The organism is Pandoraea iniqua (assembly GCF_902459685.1).
Taxonomy (GTDB): domain Bacteria; phylum Pseudomonadota; class Gammaproteobacteria; order Burkholderiales; family Burkholderiaceae; genus Pandoraea; species Pandoraea iniqua.
The window spans coordinates 120527-139840 of sequence record NZ_CABPSF010000007.1 but is presented as its reverse complement, the minus strand read 5'-3'; the positions used below and the strand labels follow the sequence as shown (position 1 = coordinate 139840).

15 protein-coding genes are annotated in these 19314 nt (G+C 63.6%); 7 read left to right on the top strand and 8 right to left on the bottom strand.

Features of this window, described 5'->3' with window-relative positions:
- Positions 1-79: 79 nt before the first annotated feature.
- From PIN31009_RS21670 to PIN31009_RS28380, 6 genes are all read left to right on the top strand, one after another.
- A complete protein-coding gene (locus PIN31009_RS21670; RefSeq protein WP_150791545.1) occupies positions 80-5116 on the top strand; it encodes an RCC1 domain-containing protein in 5037 nt (1678 codons plus the stop codon).
- 93 nt (positions 5117-5209) lie between these two features.
- Positions 5210-8440 carry an RCC1 domain-containing protein gene (locus tag PIN31009_RS21665; RefSeq protein ID WP_150791544.1) on the top strand — a complete coding sequence of 1077 codons (3231 nt, stop codon included), beginning with the start codon at positions 5210-5212 and terminating at the stop codon, positions 8438-8440.
- A gap of 62 nt (positions 8441-8502) precedes the next feature.
- The gene (locus tag PIN31009_RS21660) at positions 8503-10119 is read left to right on the top strand and encodes a hypothetical protein (RefSeq protein ID WP_150791543.1); all 1617 of its coding nucleotides are present in this window, start codon (positions 8503-8505) and stop codon (positions 10117-10119) included.
- Between the two features lie 21 nt (positions 10120-10140).
- Entirely contained in the window at positions 10141-11577 is a 1437-nt protein-coding gene (locus PIN31009_RS21655; protein WP_150791542.1) for a hypothetical protein, read from the top strand.
- A gap of 151 nt (positions 11578-11728) precedes the next feature.
- A complete protein-coding gene (locus tag PIN31009_RS28385) occupies positions 11729-12103 on the top strand; it encodes an acyl-homoserine-lactone synthase (RefSeq protein WP_281355896.1) in 375 nt (124 codons plus the stop codon).
- A gap of 9 nt (positions 12104-12112) precedes the next feature.
- Positions 12113-12484: a hypothetical protein gene (locus PIN31009_RS28380; protein WP_281355895.1), complete on the top strand. Its 372-nt coding sequence runs from the start codon at positions 12113-12115 to the stop codon at positions 12482-12484.
- On the opposite strand, the gene PIN31009_RS21645 is transcribed toward PIN31009_RS28380, so the two are convergent.
- A complete protein-coding gene (locus tag PIN31009_RS21645; protein ID WP_246185798.1) occupies positions 12451-13164 on the bottom strand; it encodes an autoinducer binding domain-containing protein in 714 nt (237 codons plus the stop codon). The genes PIN31009_RS28380 and PIN31009_RS21645 overlap by 34 nt on opposite strands.
- Between PIN31009_RS21645 and PIN31009_RS21640 the strand changes: the two genes are divergently transcribed.
- The gene (locus tag PIN31009_RS21640; protein ID WP_150791541.1) at positions 13163-13552 is read left to right on the top strand and encodes a hypothetical protein; all 390 of its coding nucleotides are present in this window, start codon (positions 13163-13165) and stop codon (positions 13550-13552) included. The two genes, PIN31009_RS21645 and PIN31009_RS21640, sit on opposite strands and share 2 nt — an antisense overlap.
- 251 nt (positions 13553-13803) lie before the next feature.
- Here the strand turns inward: PIN31009_RS21640 and PIN31009_RS21635 are convergent, their stop codons facing one another.
- The 7 genes from PIN31009_RS21635 to PIN31009_RS21605 all read right to left on the bottom strand — a co-directional run bounded on the left by PIN31009_RS21635 (position 13804) and on the right by PIN31009_RS21605 (position 19310).
- A complete protein-coding gene (locus PIN31009_RS21635; RefSeq protein WP_150791540.1) occupies positions 13804-14187 on the bottom strand; it encodes a DUF4180 domain-containing protein in 384 nt (127 codons plus the stop codon).
- 14 nt (positions 14188-14201) lie between these two features.
- Complete coding sequence (locus PIN31009_RS21630) at positions 14202-14603, bottom strand: DUF1801 domain-containing protein (RefSeq protein WP_150791539.1); 402 nt, start codon at positions 14601-14603, stop codon at positions 14202-14204.
- A gap of 136 nt (positions 14604-14739) precedes the next feature.
- Positions 14740-15900, bottom strand: coding sequence for an iron-containing alcohol dehydrogenase (locus tag PIN31009_RS21625; RefSeq protein WP_087722260.1), 1161 nt, complete (start codon positions 15898-15900; stop codon positions 14740-14742).
- 75 nt (positions 15901-15975) lie between these two features.
- Positions 15976-16626 carry a branched-chain amino acid ABC transporter ATP-binding protein gene (locus PIN31009_RS21620; RefSeq protein ID WP_087686599.1) on the bottom strand — a complete coding sequence of 217 codons (651 nt, stop codon included), beginning with the start codon at positions 16624-16626 and terminating at the stop codon, positions 15976-15978.
- Positions 16619-17392: an ABC transporter ATP-binding protein gene (locus PIN31009_RS21615; RefSeq protein ID WP_150684929.1), complete on the bottom strand. Its 774-nt coding sequence runs from the start codon at positions 17390-17392 to the stop codon at positions 16619-16621. Before PIN31009_RS21615 ends, PIN31009_RS21620 begins: the two co-directional genes overlap by 8 nt.
- Positions 17393-17403: 11 nt before the next feature.
- Complete coding sequence (locus PIN31009_RS21610; protein ID WP_084656056.1) at positions 17404-18417, bottom strand: branched-chain amino acid ABC transporter permease; 1014 nt, start codon at positions 18415-18417, stop codon at positions 17404-17406.
- On the bottom strand, positions 18414-19310 hold the full coding sequence (locus PIN31009_RS21605) for a branched-chain amino acid ABC transporter permease (protein WP_150791538.1): 897 nt from the start codon (positions 19308-19310) through the stop codon (positions 18414-18416). Before PIN31009_RS21605 ends, PIN31009_RS21610 begins: the two co-directional genes overlap by 4 nt.
- Between the last annotated feature and the right edge of the window lie 4 nt (positions 19311-19314).

Here is a 19314-nt window from a genome sequence, read left to right as displayed (position 1 = left end):
CCTGATGAACCATCGAATTGCCGATCGCGCCACTGAGTGAAGGGCGCTGCTTCGGCCTCACCTTCTCGTGGAGACGATCATGCGCAGCAACGACCCCCTGTTCGCTTTTCAACGCAATTCGTCGGCACGCATGGGGGGCGGCGCAGCGAGCGCCCGACACCTGCTCGCGCCTGTTACGCGCGACGACACCGTCAGGCTTGGCAAAAACATTGCCAATCTGGAGCCGCCGCAGGTGCCCGCGGCGACGGTGTACGGCGGTATCGGTTATCGCGATGTGCGCGATGCCAACGGTCAGATTTTTGTCGTCATCAAGCCCAACAGCCTGTTCAAGGTGGGCGACACCCTCACCCTGTATTGGGGGGACGCGAACCGGCCCGTTGCGCAGCACACGCTCGTGGCCGGTGAGAATTTCTTTCCTGTGACGATGCAGGTGAATGTGGCCGACGTGCTCAGCACTGGCGATGGTGTGATCGACGTATGGTTCGACCTGACGTCGATCGACACGGGTGACACGACGACCGGCGCGCCGCTGGCGGTGATCGTCAAGACCACGCTGCCGGGCGGCCCCGACCCCGACCCCGTCACGTCGCCTTGGGTCAACGAGAACCTCGCGCCGCCCACGATTCCACCGGGCATCATCGGCCAGCCCGAGGCGACCGACGGTGTGCCCGTGACCGTACCGGCATGGATCAACATGGCGCCGGGTGACGTGTTGTGCATTCGCTGGGGAACGCAGTCGGTCTACTGGCCGGCGCTCACCGCCGCCGAAGTGGGCCGCCCGGTGGTCGTCGTCATCGACTATCAGACGATCATCGACGCGGGCGACAGCCCCAACCTCGTCGTGACCTACGACATCGACGACATCGTGCGCGAGTGGTCGCTCAACTCGCTGCCGGCTTTTGCCGAAGTCGAAGCGGGCGATGCCACGCTCGACCCGCCCGTGGTGCTTCAGGCGCCTGCGGGAGAACTCGATCACGATGCCCTCGGCGGCGACGATGCCGACATCGTCATCACGTTTCAAGACCCGGAAATGGCCGTGGGCGACACCTTGCATATCGTCTTCGAAGGCTTGTCTTCGGAGGGGCGCGAGGTACACCACGAATTCGACGTGCCGATCGCGTCGGACACGCCTTTCGTCACCGCCAAGCTGCCCAATGGCGTGATCGGCGACGCGGCGCCGGGCTCGGCGTCGCTGTTCTACATCGTGCGCGATGGCAATGGGGATAAAGGTCGTTCGCAACGCAATTCGCTGACGATTCTCGGGCAACCCGCACGGTTGCCGGCACCGATTGTCACGGAGGCAAACGGCAATGACCTCGATCCGGCCGATGCCGTGACGGGGGCCAATGTCGTCATTACCGCATGGCCCGACATGGCCGCGCAGGACGCGGTGACGTTGCGATGGGAGGGCGTCAAAGCCAGCGGTGCGCCGTGGGTGCATATCGAAGAGAAGATTATCGCTGCCGCCGACGCCGGACAGCCGGTGAATTTTCTGGTGCCACCTGCCTATGTCGCCGATCTCGCCGGCGGCAGTGTCACGGTGTACTACATCGTCGACCCGGCGGCGCCAGAGGTGTTGCCGCGCGAGTCGGCGCGCGTGACGTTGCGCGTGCTTGGCGAAGCGGCGCTGCCCGCACCGGATGTCGAGGGCGTGGCCGATGGCGAACTCAATCCTCCGGCGGATCCGGTCGAGGGTGTCGAAGTCATCATCCCCGTGTGGGAATTGATGAGTGTCGGCGACGTGCTCGAAGCGTTCTGGGAAGGGCAGTCGCCGGGCGGAACCGTCACCGGCACACATACGTTGGCCGCCGCCGACTTGAATCAGCCGTACGTCTTCCTTGTGCCGCGCGAATTCGTCGATGCCAATGCGGCAGGGCGTGACTTCGTCGACGTGTGGTATCGGGTCACGCGCAACGGTCAGACAACTTCGCAGACGTCCGCCATCACCCGCTTTCGTGTGTTGGCGCAGGCCCCCGATCTGTTGCCGCCGCCGGAAGTCGACGAGGCCGAGGGCGATGTTCTCGACCCCGCTCCGCTGCCTGCCGCCGGTGCGACCGTGCGGGTGGCGCCGTACGCCGGCATGACCGCCGGCGACGCCATTACGATTCGCTTCGGCGTAGGGTCCGGCGGTGGCGAGCACACCGATACGTTCGACGTGTCCCAGAACATGGTGGGGCAGGACGTCACGATGCGCGTGCCGAAAACCAAAGTCGAGTTTCATCTGGGCAGCACGGTCATCGTCAATTACACCGTGCATCGGCTCGATGGCCGCGAGGAGGATTCGGAGAATCGTGAGCTGCAAGTGCGCAGCGAACTCAAATGGCCTGCCCCGGTGGTGGATGAGGCCGAGGGCGATTATCTGGACCCGGAACTGGCTGTCTTCGGTGTGACCACACGCGTGCGCGGCTACGCCGGCATGCTGCGCGACGACCGTGTCGTGCTGCACTGGGGTAACCCGGGGGATGACGGGTATTACGTCGACAGCATTACGCTGAGCACGGCGCGTGACTATCAGTTTCAGTTGCTTGCCGCAGACGTTGCGCCGTGGATTGGCCGTACGGTGCCGATTCACTACGAGGTCGAACGCGGGGCGCAGCGGTTTGTCTCGGAGACATTGCTGCTGCGAATCGGCACGGGATCGTCGACCGACCTGATCGCACCCGAGGTACTCGAAGCCGAGGCTGGTGTGCTCGACCTGTCGACACTGACCACGCACGCGACGGCAAGTATCCCGGTGTATGACGGCATGCGCAGCGGCGACTACATTCATCTGACATGGGGCGGTGGTCCGGGGAGTGGTGGTGCGGAATGGTTCATCGACGTGACGGGTAATCAGGTCGGCAAGCCGATCACCCGCCATATCCCGATGGACAATCTCACGTCGTTCGATGGCAAGGATGTCGTGCTCGCCTACACCGTCGATAACGGCACCCCGCCCGTACTTGCGTCAGAGGAATACACCGTGCGCGTCGAACGCGGCGCCCCTTCGGTGTGGGCGCCGCCCCGCGTGCCGGAGGTCGTTGACGGCATTCTCGATCCGCGCGATGTGGTGCAGGGCGCGGAGGTCGTGGTGGACTTCGTCGAAGGCATGCGTCAAGGCGATACGGTCCGCATGCACTGGGATTGCACGATCGCGGCGGGCAGCGACACGCAAGACAAGATCGTCGGCAGCTCGCAGACACCCATCGCGTTTCTGGTCGATCGTGCCAAAGTGCTCGCCGGTGTGGATGGCAGTATCGAGGCGTGGTACGAGGTCATTCGCGCGGGCAATGTCGTGGCTACCAGCGAAACGTTCGGGTTCGCCATCAAGCTGTCTGAGTTGCCACTCGCGGTCATCGATCAGGCGGACGGCAAGACGCTCGATCCGGACGATGTTCCGGCAAGTGGCGCGACGATCACGCTCGATGCGACGGCCCTGTTTCAGCCGGGCGATCGGGTGGTGTTGTCGTGGGAGGGCGCGCCGGGCAGTGGTTCCGGCGAGTACTCGCACACGGTATCGGCGGGGGAAGCCGGCGGCGCGATCAAGATCACCGTGCCGAAGGCGGTCGTCGAAGCGAACAACGGTGTCACCGTTGTGCTGCGTTACACCGTCACGCGTGCGGCGGGCGGGGCGGTCGAGACCTCCGGCGAAAACATCTACGACGTGCGGCGAGAACTGGGCAGCGGCGAGTTGCTGGTGATGGGGGCTCGCTATTGCGGCAGCGCGTTTCGCTCGTTCGGCATGCCGCAGTATCTCCACGCACTCCATCGCACGACAACCGCCGACCTGCTGGCGGAGTGGCGCTATGAAGACGACGTCTCATGGGGGACCGGCGTGACATTCAAGGACACCCGTCCATGGATGCCGCTTCGCGTTCGCTCGGCGACCCATCAGGTCACCATCAACCCGGTCAACATCGTCGGTTCGGGCGCGCAGGCGACGGTCGCGGGGGGCTCCGGCGCTTTTGTTGCCCGCCTCGCGCGCAGGAACGTGATCGGTTGGGGTTTCACAACCTACGGTGGCACCGTTCCCGCCGGCATCATCGACCATGCCGACGTGGTTGAAGTCTCGTCGACCACGGCGGCCTATGCGGTCAGGCGTGCCAGCGGGCGCGTCGCCGCGTGGGGCAATACCACCTTAGGTGGCGCGATTCCCGGTGATGGTGCGAATCTGACCGACGTGGTGAGAGTTCATCCCAATGCGGCAGCATTCACCGCCGTGCGCGGGGCGGGTTATTTGACCGCGTGGGGTGCCGCAACACTGGGAGGTGCACTTTCCGATGAGGCGCAGGGACTGACGGACGTGACTTCCGTCGCCGGGACGGCGTATGCGTTTTGCGCGTTGCGGCGCAGCGGACAAGTCGTAGCGTGGGGCAATACGACCTATGGCGGAAACGTGCCGGACGCCATCAAGGGGCTGACGGATATGTACGACGTGCGCGCCAATTGTTATGCGTTCTGCGGGTTGCGCGAGAACGGCACGGTGGTGGCGTGGGGAGACGCGGGGAGCGGCGCAGGCGTGCCTGATGACATCGCTGCGCGCACCGACATCGTCGAGTTGTCGAGTGCGTCGATCGGCGCTTTTGCCGTGCGCACTCGAACCGATCAGGTACTCGCGTGGGGGTTTGGCTCTTACGGCGGTACTGTGCCGCCGGCGATTGCTTCGTTGACGGACATTGCCGAGGTCACGGCCACTTGGTATGCCTTCTGCGCGGTGCGGGGCAATGGGGCGGTCGTGGCGTGGGGCCATGAATCGTATGGCGGCGCGGTTCCCGTGGAAATCGCCCGGCTTGGCGATATCGTGCAAGTCGCCAGCTCCAGTGGCGCGTTTGCCGCGTTGCGCCGCAACGGCACCGTCGTCGCATGGGGCATCCCAACGTCGGGCGGCGACACGTCGTCAGTGGTCGACGATCTGGTCAATATTCGTGCGGTGTACGGCAACAACGACGCCTTCGTCGCGATCAAGGCCTCGGGCGGCGCCGTCACGTGGGGCCAGGCTGCCGCCGGCGGCAACAGCGACGCCGTCAAGGCGCTTCTCGACACCGACCTCTTTTACGAATCATCCGCAGGCGGCACCCAGCGCAAGCCGAAGACGCCGCACGCCGACCTGTCAACGCTGACAGTTGTTGCGCCATGAGGCCGCGTGGCTAGATGGTATTGCCGCCGTCGCGCGCCTGCGGACGGCGATCCGGGCGCGAGGCGTCCGATGCTCACCGGTGTGGAGATTCTTATGTCCAAGCTAGATGCAACCCTCGAACGGCCGGCTACGGCCATGCAACGCTCGGGACCCAAAATGTCCGGCCGAAGCGCCGCAGTTTCCTCGTCCGGCCTGCTGGCCGATGTCGATGCGCCCGTGTGTGAGCAAGCGGTAAATGGCGCGCTCAACCCCGACGATCTGACCGTGCAGGGCGCGAGTTTCATCGTCAAGGCGTATGCCGGCATGGCCGTCGGTGACTACCTCCTGCTGCGTTTCGACGTCGCCGGCCCGAACGAGGTGACGGTCGATTTCGACGTCACGACCAACTTCGTGGGGCAGGACATCACGATCCGGATTCCCAAGAACAAGATCTTGCCCGCGCTCGATACCGAGGTCGATGTCGACTACGTGGTCGAACGTGCTGCGGGGGGCGACAACCTCGAATCCGACATCCTGTCGTTGTACATCGGCGTGCGTGACGATGCCGGGCTGACGGCGCCGTCGGTCGATGAGGCCGATGGCGATCATCTCGATCCCGAGTACATCGAGTACGGCATACGCGTGCGTATTCCCGTGTACGACGGCATGGCGATCGGCGACGAGATCGTGCTGCACTGGGCCGCACTCGACGACGCCGGGTACTACACCGATAGAATCACCGTGCGAGCCGTACGCGAAGTCACGTTTCCGATTCTCACGGAGAACCTTGCGCCGTTTCTCGACAAACGGGTGCCGGTGAGCTACGAGGTGTTGCGCGATGGCGCGACCTATCCGTCCGACGTTTTCGACCTCCGCATCGGTGAGGTGGCAGACGAGGGATTGCTCGCGATTCCCGCGGTCGTCGAGGCCACCGGCAACGTACTCAATCCCGATCTGGTGACGGGCGGCGCGACGGCGCACATCGGTCCCTATGAGGGGAATCAGGCCGGCGATTACGTGCACGTCGTGTGGGGCGGTGGTCCGCCGACGGGGTTCGAGAGCTACATCGACATCACGGAGCGATATTTGACCGAGCCGTATCCGGTGCGTATTCCCTTCGACAAGATTTCACCGTTCATCGACCGGTCGGTGGCGCTGTACTACGAGAAGGAACTGCCCGACGGCACGTGGCAGCTGTCACAAACGCTGACGCTCGACGTCAAGCGCGAGACGGTGCAGGCAGGGCCGCCGGCCGTGCCGCTATCGAGCGACGGCAAGCTCGATCCGCGCGACATCGATCCCGCTTATGGGGCCGAAGTCGCGGTGCCGCCGTACCCGGGCATGCGTCAGGGCGACACCGTCGTCATGATTTGGAAGGGCGAGGGCGGTGGCGACTTCGAGAGTCCGCCATACATCGTGAAGTCGACCGACGTCGGCAATGCGGTGAGCTTCTACGTGCCGTATCTGAGTGTCATGGCCAGTCTCGACAAGGGCGTGGACGTGCACTACGAAGTCACGCGGGCAGGGACCGTCATCATCGTGAGCACGGCACTGGAATTGTCGATACGGCAGTCCGACCCGCCGGCAGCGATCCTGCTCGAAGCGGTCGGCGACAGCGTCAACCCTGACGATTGTCTCGACGGCGCGCATGTGCAGTTGCCCGCCGGCGCCAAGTTCCGCGCGGGCGACAAGGTGTCGTTCCGATGGCATGGCCTGTCGGGGGCCGGTACGTTCACCAAGACGATCACCGTGGCGGACGCCGAGGCGGGCGGCCCCTTGGAAGTCGTCGTGCCACACGCCACGGTAGCCGCCAACGTCAATGGCACCGTATCGCTGGAATACACCATTTCTCGCGCCAACGGTGCCGAGGACGAGACGGCGCCGCCGGCCATCCTCGATGTGGTCGCAGTGCCGGGCAGCGGTGAGTTGCTCGTGCTCGGTGCGCGTGGCAGCGACAACGTTTGCTTCGGCTATGGCAAGCCGCAGTACGTGAGCACATTTCAGAAGTCGTCGCGGCAGGGCCTGAACGCGCAATGGCGCTACGACGATGAAGTCGACTGGACACTCGCCCATAGCTTCCGGGACGTGCGGCCATGGATGCCCCTTCGTGTGCGTTCGGCGGACGACACCCTGACGCTCAATCCGGCCAACATCACAGGTTCCGGTGTGCAAGAGAGCGCCCTCGGCTACGCGGCATTCGTCGCGCACCTGAACAAAGGCAACGTTGTGGGTTGGGGATCGGCCGCTCACGGGGCCACGGTGCCGTCGACCATCGTTACGTATGACGACGTGATTGAAACCAGTTCGACCGAGGGCGCGTTTGCCGTGCGTCGCAGTAATGGCCGGATCGCCGTGTGGGGCAACACCGCGCAGGGCGGCGCTTTACCCGCCGACTTCACCGTCACCGATGCGGTCCGGATCGTGGGCAACACCAACGCGTTCGCGCTCTTGCGGGCGAACGGTCAGGTGAAAGCATGGGGGCGGGGAAACACCGGGGTCACGATTCCGCCGGAAATCGAAGCACTGACGAACATCATCTCGTTACACGCAGCAGGCACCGCCTTTGCAGCAAGGCTGGCAAGCGGCGCAGCGGTCGCGTGGGGCGTCGTCGCCTCCGGCGGAAGTATGCCGGCGGAAATCGGTGCGCTTACCGATATCGTGGACATACGCGGCTGCCGCGGTGGATTCTCGGCCTTGCGCGCCAACAAGCACGTCGTCGCATGGGGGAGCACACCGTACGGCGGTGTGGTGCCCGGCGCCATCGCGGCTCGCTCGGACATCATGGAACTTGCCAGTGCCACGATATACGCCTTTGCAGTTCGCACCGAAAGCCATGAGGTGCTTGCGTGGGGGGATGCCGACTTCGGCGGCACAGTGCCCGCAGACATTGCCGCGCTCAGCGATGTCGAGGAAGTGGTTGCCACGCAGAGCGCCTTCTGCGCACGCCGTGCCAACGGTGCCGTCGTCGCTTGGGGGAACGCGGCACAGGGTGGCACCGTGCCGCAGGAGGTGGCCGTGCTCAATAACGTTGTGCAGGTTGCCCGTACCTGGGGCGCTTTCGCGGCCTTGTGTTCCGACGGCACGGTGGTGGCGTGGGGAATGCCCGCGATAGGGGGCAGCACCGCGGCCGTGGCACCGCAGTTGGTGAACGTGCGCGCCATCTACAGCAACACGGAAGCCTTCGCCGCGGTACTGGCGGACGGCGGCGTCGTGACGTGGGGCGTCGCCGCAGCGGGTGGCGACAGCACGGCGGTCAAGCCGATTGTGGATTCGGGCCTGACGTATGAGGCGACGTCTGCTGTGCGCGGCCGCGCGCTGACGGCGCTGGCACTTCAGATGCGATGAGGTGAATCACGGCCCGGGAGCATCTGCCCCCGGGCATTGCCGGACATCACCGGAGCATGACCATGTATCTGGACAAAGACACCAGCGGCAAACGCAACAGCGCCGCGTCGCTCGAAGCCCCCTCGGTCGAAGAGGCCGACGGCGGCTCACTCGACCCCGGTTCGCCGTCGGCCACCGTCGTCGTGCCGTTATACCAAGGCAAGGCCGTCGGCGACACCGTCACGATGCACTGGGACGGCGAGACCGGGGCGGGCTCGACCAGTGACAGCATTCAGGTCACGGCGTCAAACCTGCCGCGCGTCATTCGCTTCTACGTGTCGGCCCAGTACATCGAGGCCAACGACGGCAAGACCGTTGCGGTGTCCTACACCGTCGTGAGTGTGGCGGGCGGCACCGAATCCTCCGACGCACTCACGCTTACCGTGGGCGATGCGTCCCCTGAGCCCGGGCTCGTTGCGCCGCCTGAGATCGAGGGTGTCGTCAACGGCGTATTGAATCTGGAAGACGTACCGGCAGAGGGGGCGAAGGCCAGCGTCGCGCCCTACGGCGGCATGGCGCGTTACGACGTGGTGTTCGTCAGCATCAACGGCGGCGAGTGGGAAGACGCGAAGTCGATTGCGACCGACGCGGACGTGGGGCAGCCTGTAACGTTCACCATCGCTCGCGACGTGCTGTTGCGTTTCTCAGGGCAGGCCGTGTCGATTCGCACGCAGATCATCCCGGCGTCGGGCGATCCATTCGAATCCAACGCATCCATCGCACGCATTCTTGAGCCGGTCGGTGCGTTGCCGGCGGTCGACGTGCCGCTGGCCGAAGGCAATTCGCTGGACCCCGAACAAGTGAGCGGACCGACCCTCGATGTCGTGCTCAAGCCTTATCAGGGCATTGCCACGGGCGATGTCATCGAGTTCACGTGGACCAATGCGAGCGGCGTACCGGCAGCGTTCGTCGAGACGGTGACCGTCGGCGAGACACCTCAGCAGGACCACGTTTTCGAAGTGCCGCGCGCGCACGTCGACCAGAACCGCGACCAGTCGGCGCACCTGTCGTACACCGTTAAACGGGGGGGCGGGGCGCCGGTCACATCGGATGTGCTCACGCTCTTCATCGGCGAAGCCTTCGAGGCATCCGCCACGGTCGATGCGACCGGCAAGGGCTACCTCGTTGCAGAGAAGCCGCCGCTGGTCGTGCCGGCCTTCGCGACCTACACGCGCGAGGGCAAGTTCGGCACCGCGCCATACACCTATGCGACGTCCGATTCGGATGTGGCGCAAATCAACAACACGGGTGTGGTGGTAGCGACAGGCAACGGCAGTGCGACGATCTCAGCGACCGACAGTCTTGGCCAGACGCGAAGTCATACCGTGACGGTCAAGGGCGTCCGGCAAGTGTTTTTTGTGAGTGCCTCGGCCAACTTTGCGGGCGCCAAGGTGGCGTGTACGACTGCCGGACTGGACATGGTGTCGCTCGACGACATGAAGGCGTTCTGGCGTGTCTACTACCCGAGCACGGGCCCGGTGGCCGGCTACATGGGGTGGTTGAGCTACCAGTTCTGGACCGGCACACAGATCGGTGCGGGAACGGCCTATGCCTACGATCTGAACGGCGGCTCGGAGCAGGGCAATGCGACGGGGCGTAACGAAGCGGACTTTTTGCAGGTGATCGGCATCGCGCCGTGATGCGAAATCGAGAGGTCATTCATGTTCTGCCGTCGCGTACTGACGATGACGCTTGGCGGGCTCGTCGCCGCATGGCTTGCGTTGCTGGCGATCCCCGCGCTTGCGCTGAGCGGAGCGGACGTGGCGAATCTGATCAACCAGCGATACCGGAACACGCCCTCGAAATGCTTCGTCAACAGCCCCGTCTACGAGTGCTCCGGTGTGTTATTGCGCACTGCGCCGCGCGATGGGGCCGGGGGCAATTTCTGGCGCTTGAGCGCCGATGATGCCGCCGCTGGCTATGCCGAGCTGAGCTACGCGAGGCAGGACCTGCCGCGCGTCGATCCGCCCGATACCGTGGGTTTTGTGCTGGCTGACAGACCGACGGCTGCGGGGGATGGCAAACCCTACGCGCTGGTCTGCGGCTGTCCACCGGTTCAGAGCCCATTGCCGCCCTGTACGCCGTGTCCGGCGAACGCCAGCGCAGCGGGCGTCAGTCTCTGGAACGCAAGCGCCCCCGCGAGCCTCGCCGTGCAGGCCATTTACTACGACGTCGCTGCGGGCGGTCAATTGGCGCAGGCGGTGCGTTATCAGAAGCAGTATTTCGACGGCACCGGGCAATGGGTGCCCATTCTGAAGGCGTCGATCGGCGACGGTGCTGCGACGGCGTTCGGCTTCGACGAGCGCGATCAACTTGACTGGGGATACGCCGTCGCGAAGCAGCTCGAGGCGCGCTATCTCGATACCCGGATCACGTGCCCGGGGAATTTGCCCGGTTATGACTGCTCGGGGGTACTGATCCGGAATACCGGTTTCGGCACCGCGTTCCATGCGTGGAATCCGAGCCCCAACTCCGTGTCTCGAAATGGCGTGTCGTTCTCGTATGCGCGCGTGGACATGAACATGACCCTGACCACGGGCGGGGTCGGCATCATCATGCGAGAGCTGTCGGCGCCCGCACAGCATCCGGTGATATGGCGCTGCGCGTTCCCGGTGAATGCCGTGACGGCGCAGCGTCCCGACAGTTGCTCTACCGAGGGCGATGCGCGGTTGTGCGATGCGTTGGGGATTACCACGGCGGCCCAGTATCTGGCGACGTGGGCAAACGGCAACGGGTGCGGTCTGGCACCGTCGGCCGCACAGTTCGGCGTACTGGTCGACCTGCGTAAATCGTTCGTCGACAAGCACAACGAAGTCATTCTCGCCGCGTGGCCGCAGGACATTCCTACCCAGATCCCGCTGGAATCGCTTTTCTATACGGGCGCGGAGAACTTGCCGGGGACCGAGTACGTTCAACAGGATTACATGGCCGTCACCGGCCGGTTCATGCCGATTGTGTCGGTCACCCTCTCGGCGGCGCCGGGGGCCATCTTCACATACGACCCCGGGCAACAGGACGGTGCGTTGTTGCCCGGTGCCCGCTTCATTGCGCCCGGGTCACGCAGTACGAATCTGCATTGGTGGAATTCGGAATATTGACCGATACTTGAAAGCACGTGGGTCTGAAAAATGGAAGGCGGTACCTGTCAAGGTTGACAGTTTCCGCCCATTTTTGGTGCCGATACCCTCGTTTCATCCAGCCTGTCGACGGAGGTATGCGATGCGGGTAGATGTTTTGAGGGGCGCACAGATGATGCCGTCGACGCGCGCGGAGATCGCACGCTTCCGGCATCGGGTCTTCGTTCAGAAACTGGGGTGGTGTGTCCCCGCGTCGCCGGTGACTGCCCGCGCGACGGCTGGTGAAGAATCCGACGAATACGACCACGACGATACCGTCTACGTGACCTTGCGCGGTGACGGCGATGCCATCGTCGGTTGCGCGCGCCTGCTGCCCGCTACCCGTCACTTCCTGCTGGGCGATCACTTCCGGCATCTCGTCGACGACATGCCGGCCGCGGTCATTTTCGAATACCCGAAATTGCGCCATCTCGACGAGGCGCTGAGCCTCGACCACGAGGCCACGTTTCCGGACGCTGTGTGGGAGTTGTCGCGATTTGCGCTGTAAGCTGCCGACGTGTGGACGCCCCGCTCGAAAGTCGCGTTGGAGCAATCGGCGCAAGGGGCACGGGAACTGCTGCGGGCTGCCATCTTTACCGCACGCGCGCTGGGTGCGCACCGGCTCGTTGGCGTGACCTATGTGAGCCTCGCGCGACTGTTTGTGCGCCTTGGTGTGCCGACCCACAAGCTGGGAGTGGCGTATCGCATCGACGGGCGCTGGGTCGCGGCCTATCGCATCGACATCGATGCGGTGGCACTGGCGGCGCTCGGGTTAATGCGTAACACCGGCGCCGACGCATCAACTGAAATCCCAGCCGGTGCCGACACTTTGCCGGCCGTGCCTTCAGGCGCGCATCAGCGCCACATCACCAGACGGATCGCGCTCTGAACCTTATTGCGACAGCCGGTTTTGTCGAGGCAGTTGCGAATATGGAAGTTGACCGTGCGCGTGGAGATGCCAAGGATGTCGCCGATTTCGTCGGCGGTTTTTCCTTCGGCCGTCCAGAGCAGCACTTCGCGCTCGCGTGCCGAGAGCGAGTCCATATCGAAGGGCGGATGCTGAGGCCGGAGCAGACGGCTCATCGATTCGTGCGTGTAATTCGCCAGCACGCCCATGCCGACGTTGAGCGATTGCAGCTCGGAAGACGATAGCGCGTCGTGCGCTCGCCCGAAACTCAGCAGACCGAATTCGCCGTGCGGCCCCCAGCATGAGCGTCCCACACCGTGATTCAGACCGAAGTCGGCGGCTTCCTGCCAGAGCGCGTCTGCGCGTGGCATGGCCGGATCGCGCCACAACAGCAGTTTGTCGCTATGCATGCCGACCAACACCGTCGGATCCACGTCGAGAAAGCCTTGATGGCAGTAGTGCGACATCCAGCCGGTCGGGTACGTGTCGAACACGCGAACTTCGGCCTGCGTCGCAGAACGGTGACTGCGAAAGCCGTAGCAGCAGAATTCGAAGCCGATGCGGCTTGAGAAGTTGACGATCCGCTGAAAGAGCTTTTGCGCGTCGTCGATGTCGACGCAATCGTCGTGAATCGTTTCGAGCAGGTGCATCAGTGCAGACATGACGCCTCCAGAGGCGGGTATTTCCGATCATGTTGCGGATGACGGTCTGGCGTGCGGCGCCCTGATCCAATCGCGTACACGCCTCCAGCGCGGTCTTGGCCGCGTCGGCCCTGAGGTGTGCATTCACGTCGGACTTGGTAACGAAGGGCGTAACCGAGGGGTTCCCGAAATCCCGGACAATCTATTTTCTGACGGGGCGCATTATCTGCACCGGATGTTTCAACTCAAATTCCGGTCGCCATTGTTTTTGGTAGTCCGGTTTATTTCGTACGTCGATGTGATGAAGGATATCACCGGGTTCCGGAGAGTCAATGCGTTATTTGTCCGGGTTCCGAGACAATCTCTTGCGCTTCAAGAGGTCTTTCTCAAATCGTTACATATTGATTGAATGGTTCTTATTTCATCGAAATGTCAGGGCGAATCGCGTGTTTTCGATGAAGTGCCGTCGAGCTTCGAGATCCTTGGCGGGTGGGATTTCGCAGGGTTTTTTCGCGGTGCGAAATAATTTATTTTCAATTTTTTGAAAATCAAAAATAAAAATAAATTCAAAATTTCCCGCAACTATTTAATTTTTAATTCGGCATTTATTTTTTGTAATTTTATTAAGTGTCTATTTATATATTCGTTGAATATGGAAATTTACACATCAGAATGCGGGAAAAATGCATCAAGCGTTGCAACAAATGATGCCGTCGTGCCTCGATTGGTTTCCCGGACAAAGGCACGAAATGCTTCGCTGCGCGCCAGCCAAGCGTCGATATTGCCGACGATCGTCAGTTTGATGCGGTAGTTCACGAGTTTTTGCAGAATGGCGCCCGCGAGGCCGGTTTCGAGCCGGAAAAAGTCGTCGTGCAGCACGTGAGTGTGCAGGGCGACCCAGTCCACATCGTTCTCCCATGCGGCGGACAGCAGGTCACCGACATCGGCTTCACGGGATAGCGCGTTCGCGGGGGCGTTCCAGACCAGAACGGGGCGAGCGTCGAGCGTGACGATCTCATCGCGAGGGTTGAGGGCTTGCGGCATGGGCAAAATCGGTATCAGCGTTGATTGGCAGCGATGGCGGCACGGATGAGGGCGGTGAGCGCTTTCTCGTTCACCGTGTCGCCTTCATGGAGATCAATGGCCCGGCGGGTGTTCCCGTCGAGGCTGGCGTTGAAGAGTTTGGCGGGGTCGGGCAGCGAGGCACCTTTGGCGAAGGTCAGCTTCACGGCGGCCTTATACGATTCGCCGGTGCAGAGTATGCCGTCGAGCGACCAGACCGGCACGCGCCATTTCCATTCCTCGGTGATGCCGGGATTGGCCTTCGTGATGATGGCGCGGACGTGGGCGAGCATGTCGCCGCGCCAGTCACCCAGTTCTGCGATACGCGCGTCGATGAGTGCGGCGACATCGAGCGGTGTGGGGGGCGTGGGGGAAGTCTCCGACTGGGGCTTCTTCATGGCGAGTGCCTCCGGGGGAACGCGACAGGCGTTCGGGAGCGCACATTGTAAAACGAGAGAAAATCGGGGAGGGGCGATTCAGGGCGAGGGGCAGGCGCTGCGCCCGTCCCGGAGGACGGGCGCAAGAGAGGCTCGATCAGAACGCTGCGCTATAGATGGCAAACGCGTCCGCTTCTTTGACTTCGCGGGGGTTGTTGACCAGCAGGCGGGTCTGAAGCATCGCGTCGCTGGCCATCCGTGCGATGTCGTCCTGCTTCACACCGACTTCACGCAACGTGCGCGGAATGGCGGTCGCAACGATCATCGATTCGATGTGGCGGATCAGCGCATCGGTTTTGGCTTCATCGCTGCCGGTGGCGTTATCGCGCAGGATCACGTCGGCCAGTTCTGCATACAGCTTGCTGGCAGCAGGCGCATTGAAGCGCATGACGTGCGAAAGCACCAGCGCGTTCGAGAGACCGTGCGCCACGTGGAAGATGCCGCCGATCGGGTAAGCGAGCGCATGCACCGCTGCAACCGGCGAGTTGGCGAACGACTGACCGGCGAACATGGCGCCCACGAGCATGGCTTCGCGTGCGTCGCGGTTGTTGCCGTCGTCGCAGGCGGGCAGCAGGTTACGCGAGAGCAGTTCGAGGGCCTTCACGGCCAGCATGTCCGAGACCGGGTTCTTCAGGTGCGCTGACGTATAGGCTTCGATGGCGTGCACCATCGCGTCGATACCGGTGGCGGCAGTGGCCGCGCGCGGCAGGCCGAGCGTGAGTTCCGCGTCGAGAATGGCCAGATCGGCGAAGAGTTGCGGTGCAACCACGCCCATCTTCGTCGTCTCGCCGGTCGTCACGATCGAGACAGCGGTGACTTCCGAGCCCGTACCGGCGGTGGTCGGCATCTGCACCAGCGGCAGGCGCGTGCCCGTCACTTTCTTCACGCCGTACATGTCTTTGAGCGATTGCGTGCCCGGCAACAGCACGGCGAGCAGCTTCGCCACGTCCATCGACGAACCGCCGCCCAACCCGAGCACGATTTCCGCATCGCCGGCGCGCGCACGTTCGGCAGCTTCGAGCACCACATGTTCGGGCGGATCGGCGATCACGTCGTCGATCACCGAGACCTGCCAGTCATGCTTCGTCAGATCGGCCAGTGCCGGGTTCAGCAGACCGCTCTTGTGCAGAAAGCCGTCGGTGACCACGCACAGGCGCTTGCCCGACGGAAACTGCTCACGCAGCAGCGCGCCGAGACGGCGGGCTGCACCAAATTCCACAATGACGGTGGGGACCGTCTGGAAACGAAACGGATTCATCATCGTTTTCCTCTTGGTGACTGCGTGCGGCTCGCCTTCATGCATCCATGCATCGGCGCGCCGCACGCGACAAAACTAGACAGACGCCGCGACCATCTGGCCGCGATCGATACGGTAGACGTTATCCAGCACCGCGCCCGCGTGTTGCAGGTCGGCGCCGGACAGAATGACGGCGAGGCCGGCGCCACGCATCTGACCGATCACTTCCGCAATACGCTTCGAGAGCGCCGGGGCCACGCCCTCGAACGGCTCGTCGAGCATCAGCAGGCGCGAGCTCGTCATCAACGCGCGTCCGACGGCCACCAGTTTCTGCTGGCCTCCCGACAATTGCAAGGCACGGCGCGGCGCCCATTCGCGGGCTTCAGGAATGATGCGGTAGACCGCGTCGAGACGCGTCTGCACATCCTTTGCCTTCAGGGCCCACGCGGGCACGCAGAGATTCTCTTCCACGGTCATGTCCGGAATCAGGCGGCGGTCTTCCGGCGCGTAGCCGATACCGAGCGACGTGCGCTGATGCGACGGTGCGCGCACCAGATCCACGTCGTCGAATGTCAGCGTGCCCGAGGCCGGTTTCACCAGCCCCATGATCGCGCGCAGTGTCGTCGTCTTGCCCGCGCCGTTACGGCCGATCAGTCCCACGATGGCGCCCTTGGGCACCGAGAACTGCACGCCGCGCAGAATATCCGTTGCGCCGAAACGCACGTTCAGATTTTTGACTTCAAGCATGGGCCACCTCGCCCGGGGTCGTGGCCGAGCCGCCGGCCGCAGGCGCTGCGGCCACCGTCTCGCCGATGATCAACTCGCGCACCTGCGCGTCGGCCAGCACCACGTCGGGGGTGCCATCCGCCAGAATGCGGCCGTCGCAGAAGGCGAGCACGCGGTCGCTGTAGCGGCGCACGATTTCCATATCGTGTTCCACGAACAGCACCGTGATGCCGAGCAGGCGCGCAGCATCCAGCACGCGGTTCATCACGTCGAACTTTTCTTCAGCGGCCACGCCGGACGTCGGTTCGTCGAGCAGCAGCACTTCCGGCTTGCAGACCATCGCCAGCGCAATGTCCAGCAGCTTGCGAACGCCTTCGGGCAGCGTGCCCGAGATCATGTCCGCGAATTCCAGCACGCCCAGACGCGCCAGACTCTCGTTCGCCAGATCGGCTGAGAGCCCCGAAATCGCCAGTGCAATCTCGATGTTCTCGCGTGCCGTCTGCGAGCCGAACAGCTGCGGAATCTGGAACGAGCGGGCAATGCCCAGACGCGTGATCTTGCGCGGCGCCAGCCCCGTGATGCGCTTGCCGCGAAACACGATCTCGCCCCGATCCGGTTTGATGTAGCCCGTGAGCATGTTCACGAACGTGGTCTTGCCCGCCCCGTTCGTGCCGATCAGCCCGACCACGCTCTGCGCGTCGATATTGACCGTGATGTCTCTGGCAGGTGTCACGCTGCCGAAGGTCTTGTGCAGGCCCGTAGCCTCAATGATGTGATTCGATGCCATCTCGCCAGCCCTCATGCCGTCGCGTCGCCCGAGGCGCGCGCCGTCTTCGTTTGCGTGACCGGGTGTGCTGCCGCCGTCTTGCGACGGCCCAGCCCCAAACTCGTCAGACCGCCCGGCAGGAACGCGATGATCGCCAGCATGATGGCGCCCATCACGATTTGCCACGTGTTCGGTGCGTAGCGGTAGGCCATCGCACGTGCCACTTCGAGCAGCAGGGCACCGATGAACGGCGAGAACGCGAAGCGCGTGCCGGAGAGCACGGCGATGAAGACGAACTCGCCCGACGTCGTCCAGAACGCCATGTCCGGATCGATGTGACCGATGTTGAACGCCTGCAACGCGCCACCCAGCCCGGCGAGTGCACCGGCGATGATGTACGTCAGGTGAATGTTCTGGCGTGCCGACGTGCCCAGATACTCCACACGGATCTCGTTATCTTTGATTGCCGGACCGAGACGCCCCGGTGTCGAGCGCATGTACAGCGCCACCACCATCACGCAAAGGATCGCTGCGATAAAGCCCACCGCGAACAGGTTGGTGCCCGTGAGTTGCCACGGCGTTGCGCTGCTGCCCAGCGTCGGGGCGTTCACGTTGAAGCCGTCGCTGCCGCCAAGCTCAACGTTGTTGAGCAACAGGCCGTAGCAGATCATCGACAGCGCCAGCGTCAGCATGGCGAAGAAGATGTCGCGATATCGCGCGAGCAGGAAGCCGAGCACGAACGCGAGCACCGCCGACACGATCATCGACAGCGCGAGCAGCGCAAACAATTCGGTCAGCCCGTAGAAGTTCATGCCGAGGCCGACGCAATACGCGCCGACGGCGAAGAACAACGCCTGACCGAACGACGCGAGACCCGTGCGAAGCAACAGCGCGAGACCCAGCGCCACGATGCCTTTCGACAACGCGACGGAGACGAGAAACTGCCACTGCGGCAGCGCCAGACCCGCCGCGCCGATAACGACGAAGCCGATCACCGCGAGCCACGTGCCGGGCGCGCGCAGGTGAGAACAGATTGCGGAACTCATATCTTGCGAGCCTCCATCGGAGCGAAGATGCCTTTGGGACGCACAGCCAGCACCAGCGCCATGACGATATAGATCGAGAACAGCTCGCCTTGCGGCCAGTAATGCACGGCACTTGCGCGCACCAGCCCCACGAGCAACGCGCCGAAGGCGGCGCCGGGCAGCGAGCCGAGCCCGCCGATGACCACCACGGCAAACGTCAGCACCACGATTTCGACGCCCATGCCGGGCGCCACCGATACCGTCGGTGCCGTCAGCGCACCACCGATGGCGGCGAGCACGGCACCGGCCATGAACGTGATCACGAAGTAGCGGCTCACGCGAATGCCCATCGCCTGACTCACTTCGCGATCGTGAATCACGGCGCGCAGCAGGCGGCCGCTGCGGGTGAATTTCAGAAACGCGGTGAGGCCCACGCCGGCGATCAGCGCAACGCCCACGATCAGGAAGTTGTAGTTCGGGTACGAGAGGTCACCGACTTCGAAATTGCCGAGGAAGCTGTACGGCTCCGAGACCGTGTACGGGTCGACACCCCACACGAGCTTGATCGCGTCTTCCATGATCAGGAAGAGCGCATAAGTGACGAGCAGCAGCACCACCGGGTCTTGCCCGTAGAAGCGCTTGAGCACGCCGCGCTCCATGATGAAACCGATGGCCCCGCCTGCGACCATCGCCGCCAGCACGAGCAACAGGTAGCTCACGTAGAGGTTGCCGCCCTGGGCAACCCACGGGCCGATCAAGGTCACGCCAGCGTACGCGCCGAGCGCGTAGAGGCTGCCGTGCGCCATATTCAAGATTTTCAGCACGCCGTAGACGAGGGTCAGTCCCAGAGCAACCAGGAACAGCCACGCGGCGTACATCACCCCGTCCACCAGGACGGCGTAGATCTGCGACATCTCG

Excerpts from the sequence above, each read along its gene's own strand:
- PIN31009_RS21670 (WP_150791545.1), top strand. The coding sequence starts at position 80 with ATGCGCAGCAACGACCCCCTGTTCGCTTTTCAACGCAATTCGTCGGCA.
- PIN31009_RS21665 (WP_150791544.1), top strand. The coding sequence starts at position 5,210 with ATGTCCAAGCTAGATGCAACCCTCGAACGGCCGGCTACGGCCATGCAA.
- PIN31009_RS21660 (WP_150791543.1), top strand. The coding sequence starts at position 8,503 with ATGTATCTGGACAAAGACACCAGCGGCAAACGCAACAGCGCCGCGTCG.
- PIN31009_RS21655 (WP_150791542.1), top strand. The coding sequence starts at position 10,141 with ATGTTCTGCCGTCGCGTACTGACGATGACGCTTGGCGGGCTCGTCGCC.
- PIN31009_RS28385 (WP_281355896.1), top strand. The coding sequence starts at position 11,729 with ATGATGCCGTCGACGCGCGCGGAGATCGCACGCTTCCGGCATCGGGTC.
- PIN31009_RS21640 (WP_150791541.1), top strand. The coding sequence starts at position 13,163 with ATGACGCCTCCAGAGGCGGGTATTTCCGATCATGTTGCGGATGACGGT.
- PIN31009_RS21645 (WP_246185798.1), bottom strand. The coding sequence starts at position 13,164 with ATGTCTGCACTGATGCACCTGCTCGAAACGATTCACGACGATTGCGTC.
- PIN31009_RS21635 (WP_150791540.1), bottom strand. The coding sequence starts at position 14,187 with ATGCCGCAAGCCCTCAACCCTCGCGATGAGATCGTCACGCTCGACGCT.
- PIN31009_RS21630 (WP_150791539.1), bottom strand. The coding sequence starts at position 14,603 with ATGAAGAAGCCCCAGTCGGAGACTTCCCCCACGCCCCCCACACCGCTC.
- PIN31009_RS21625 (WP_087722260.1), bottom strand. The coding sequence starts at position 15,900 with ATGAATCCGTTTCGTTTCCAGACGGTCCCCACCGTCATTGTGGAATTT.
- PIN31009_RS21620 (WP_087686599.1), bottom strand. The coding sequence starts at position 16,626 with ATGCTTGAAGTCAAAAATCTGAACGTGCGTTTCGGCGCAACGGATATT.
- PIN31009_RS21615 (WP_150684929.1), bottom strand. The coding sequence starts at position 17,392 with ATGGCATCGAATCACATCATTGAGGCTACGGGCCTGCACAAGACCTTC.
- PIN31009_RS21610 (WP_084656056.1), bottom strand. The coding sequence starts at position 18,417 with ATGAGTTCCGCAATCTGTTCTCACCTGCGCGCGCCCGGCACGTGGCTC.
- PIN31009_RS21605 (WP_150791538.1), bottom strand. The coding sequence starts at position 19,310 with ATGTCGCAGATCTACGCCGTCCTGGTGGACGGGGTGATGTACGCCGCG.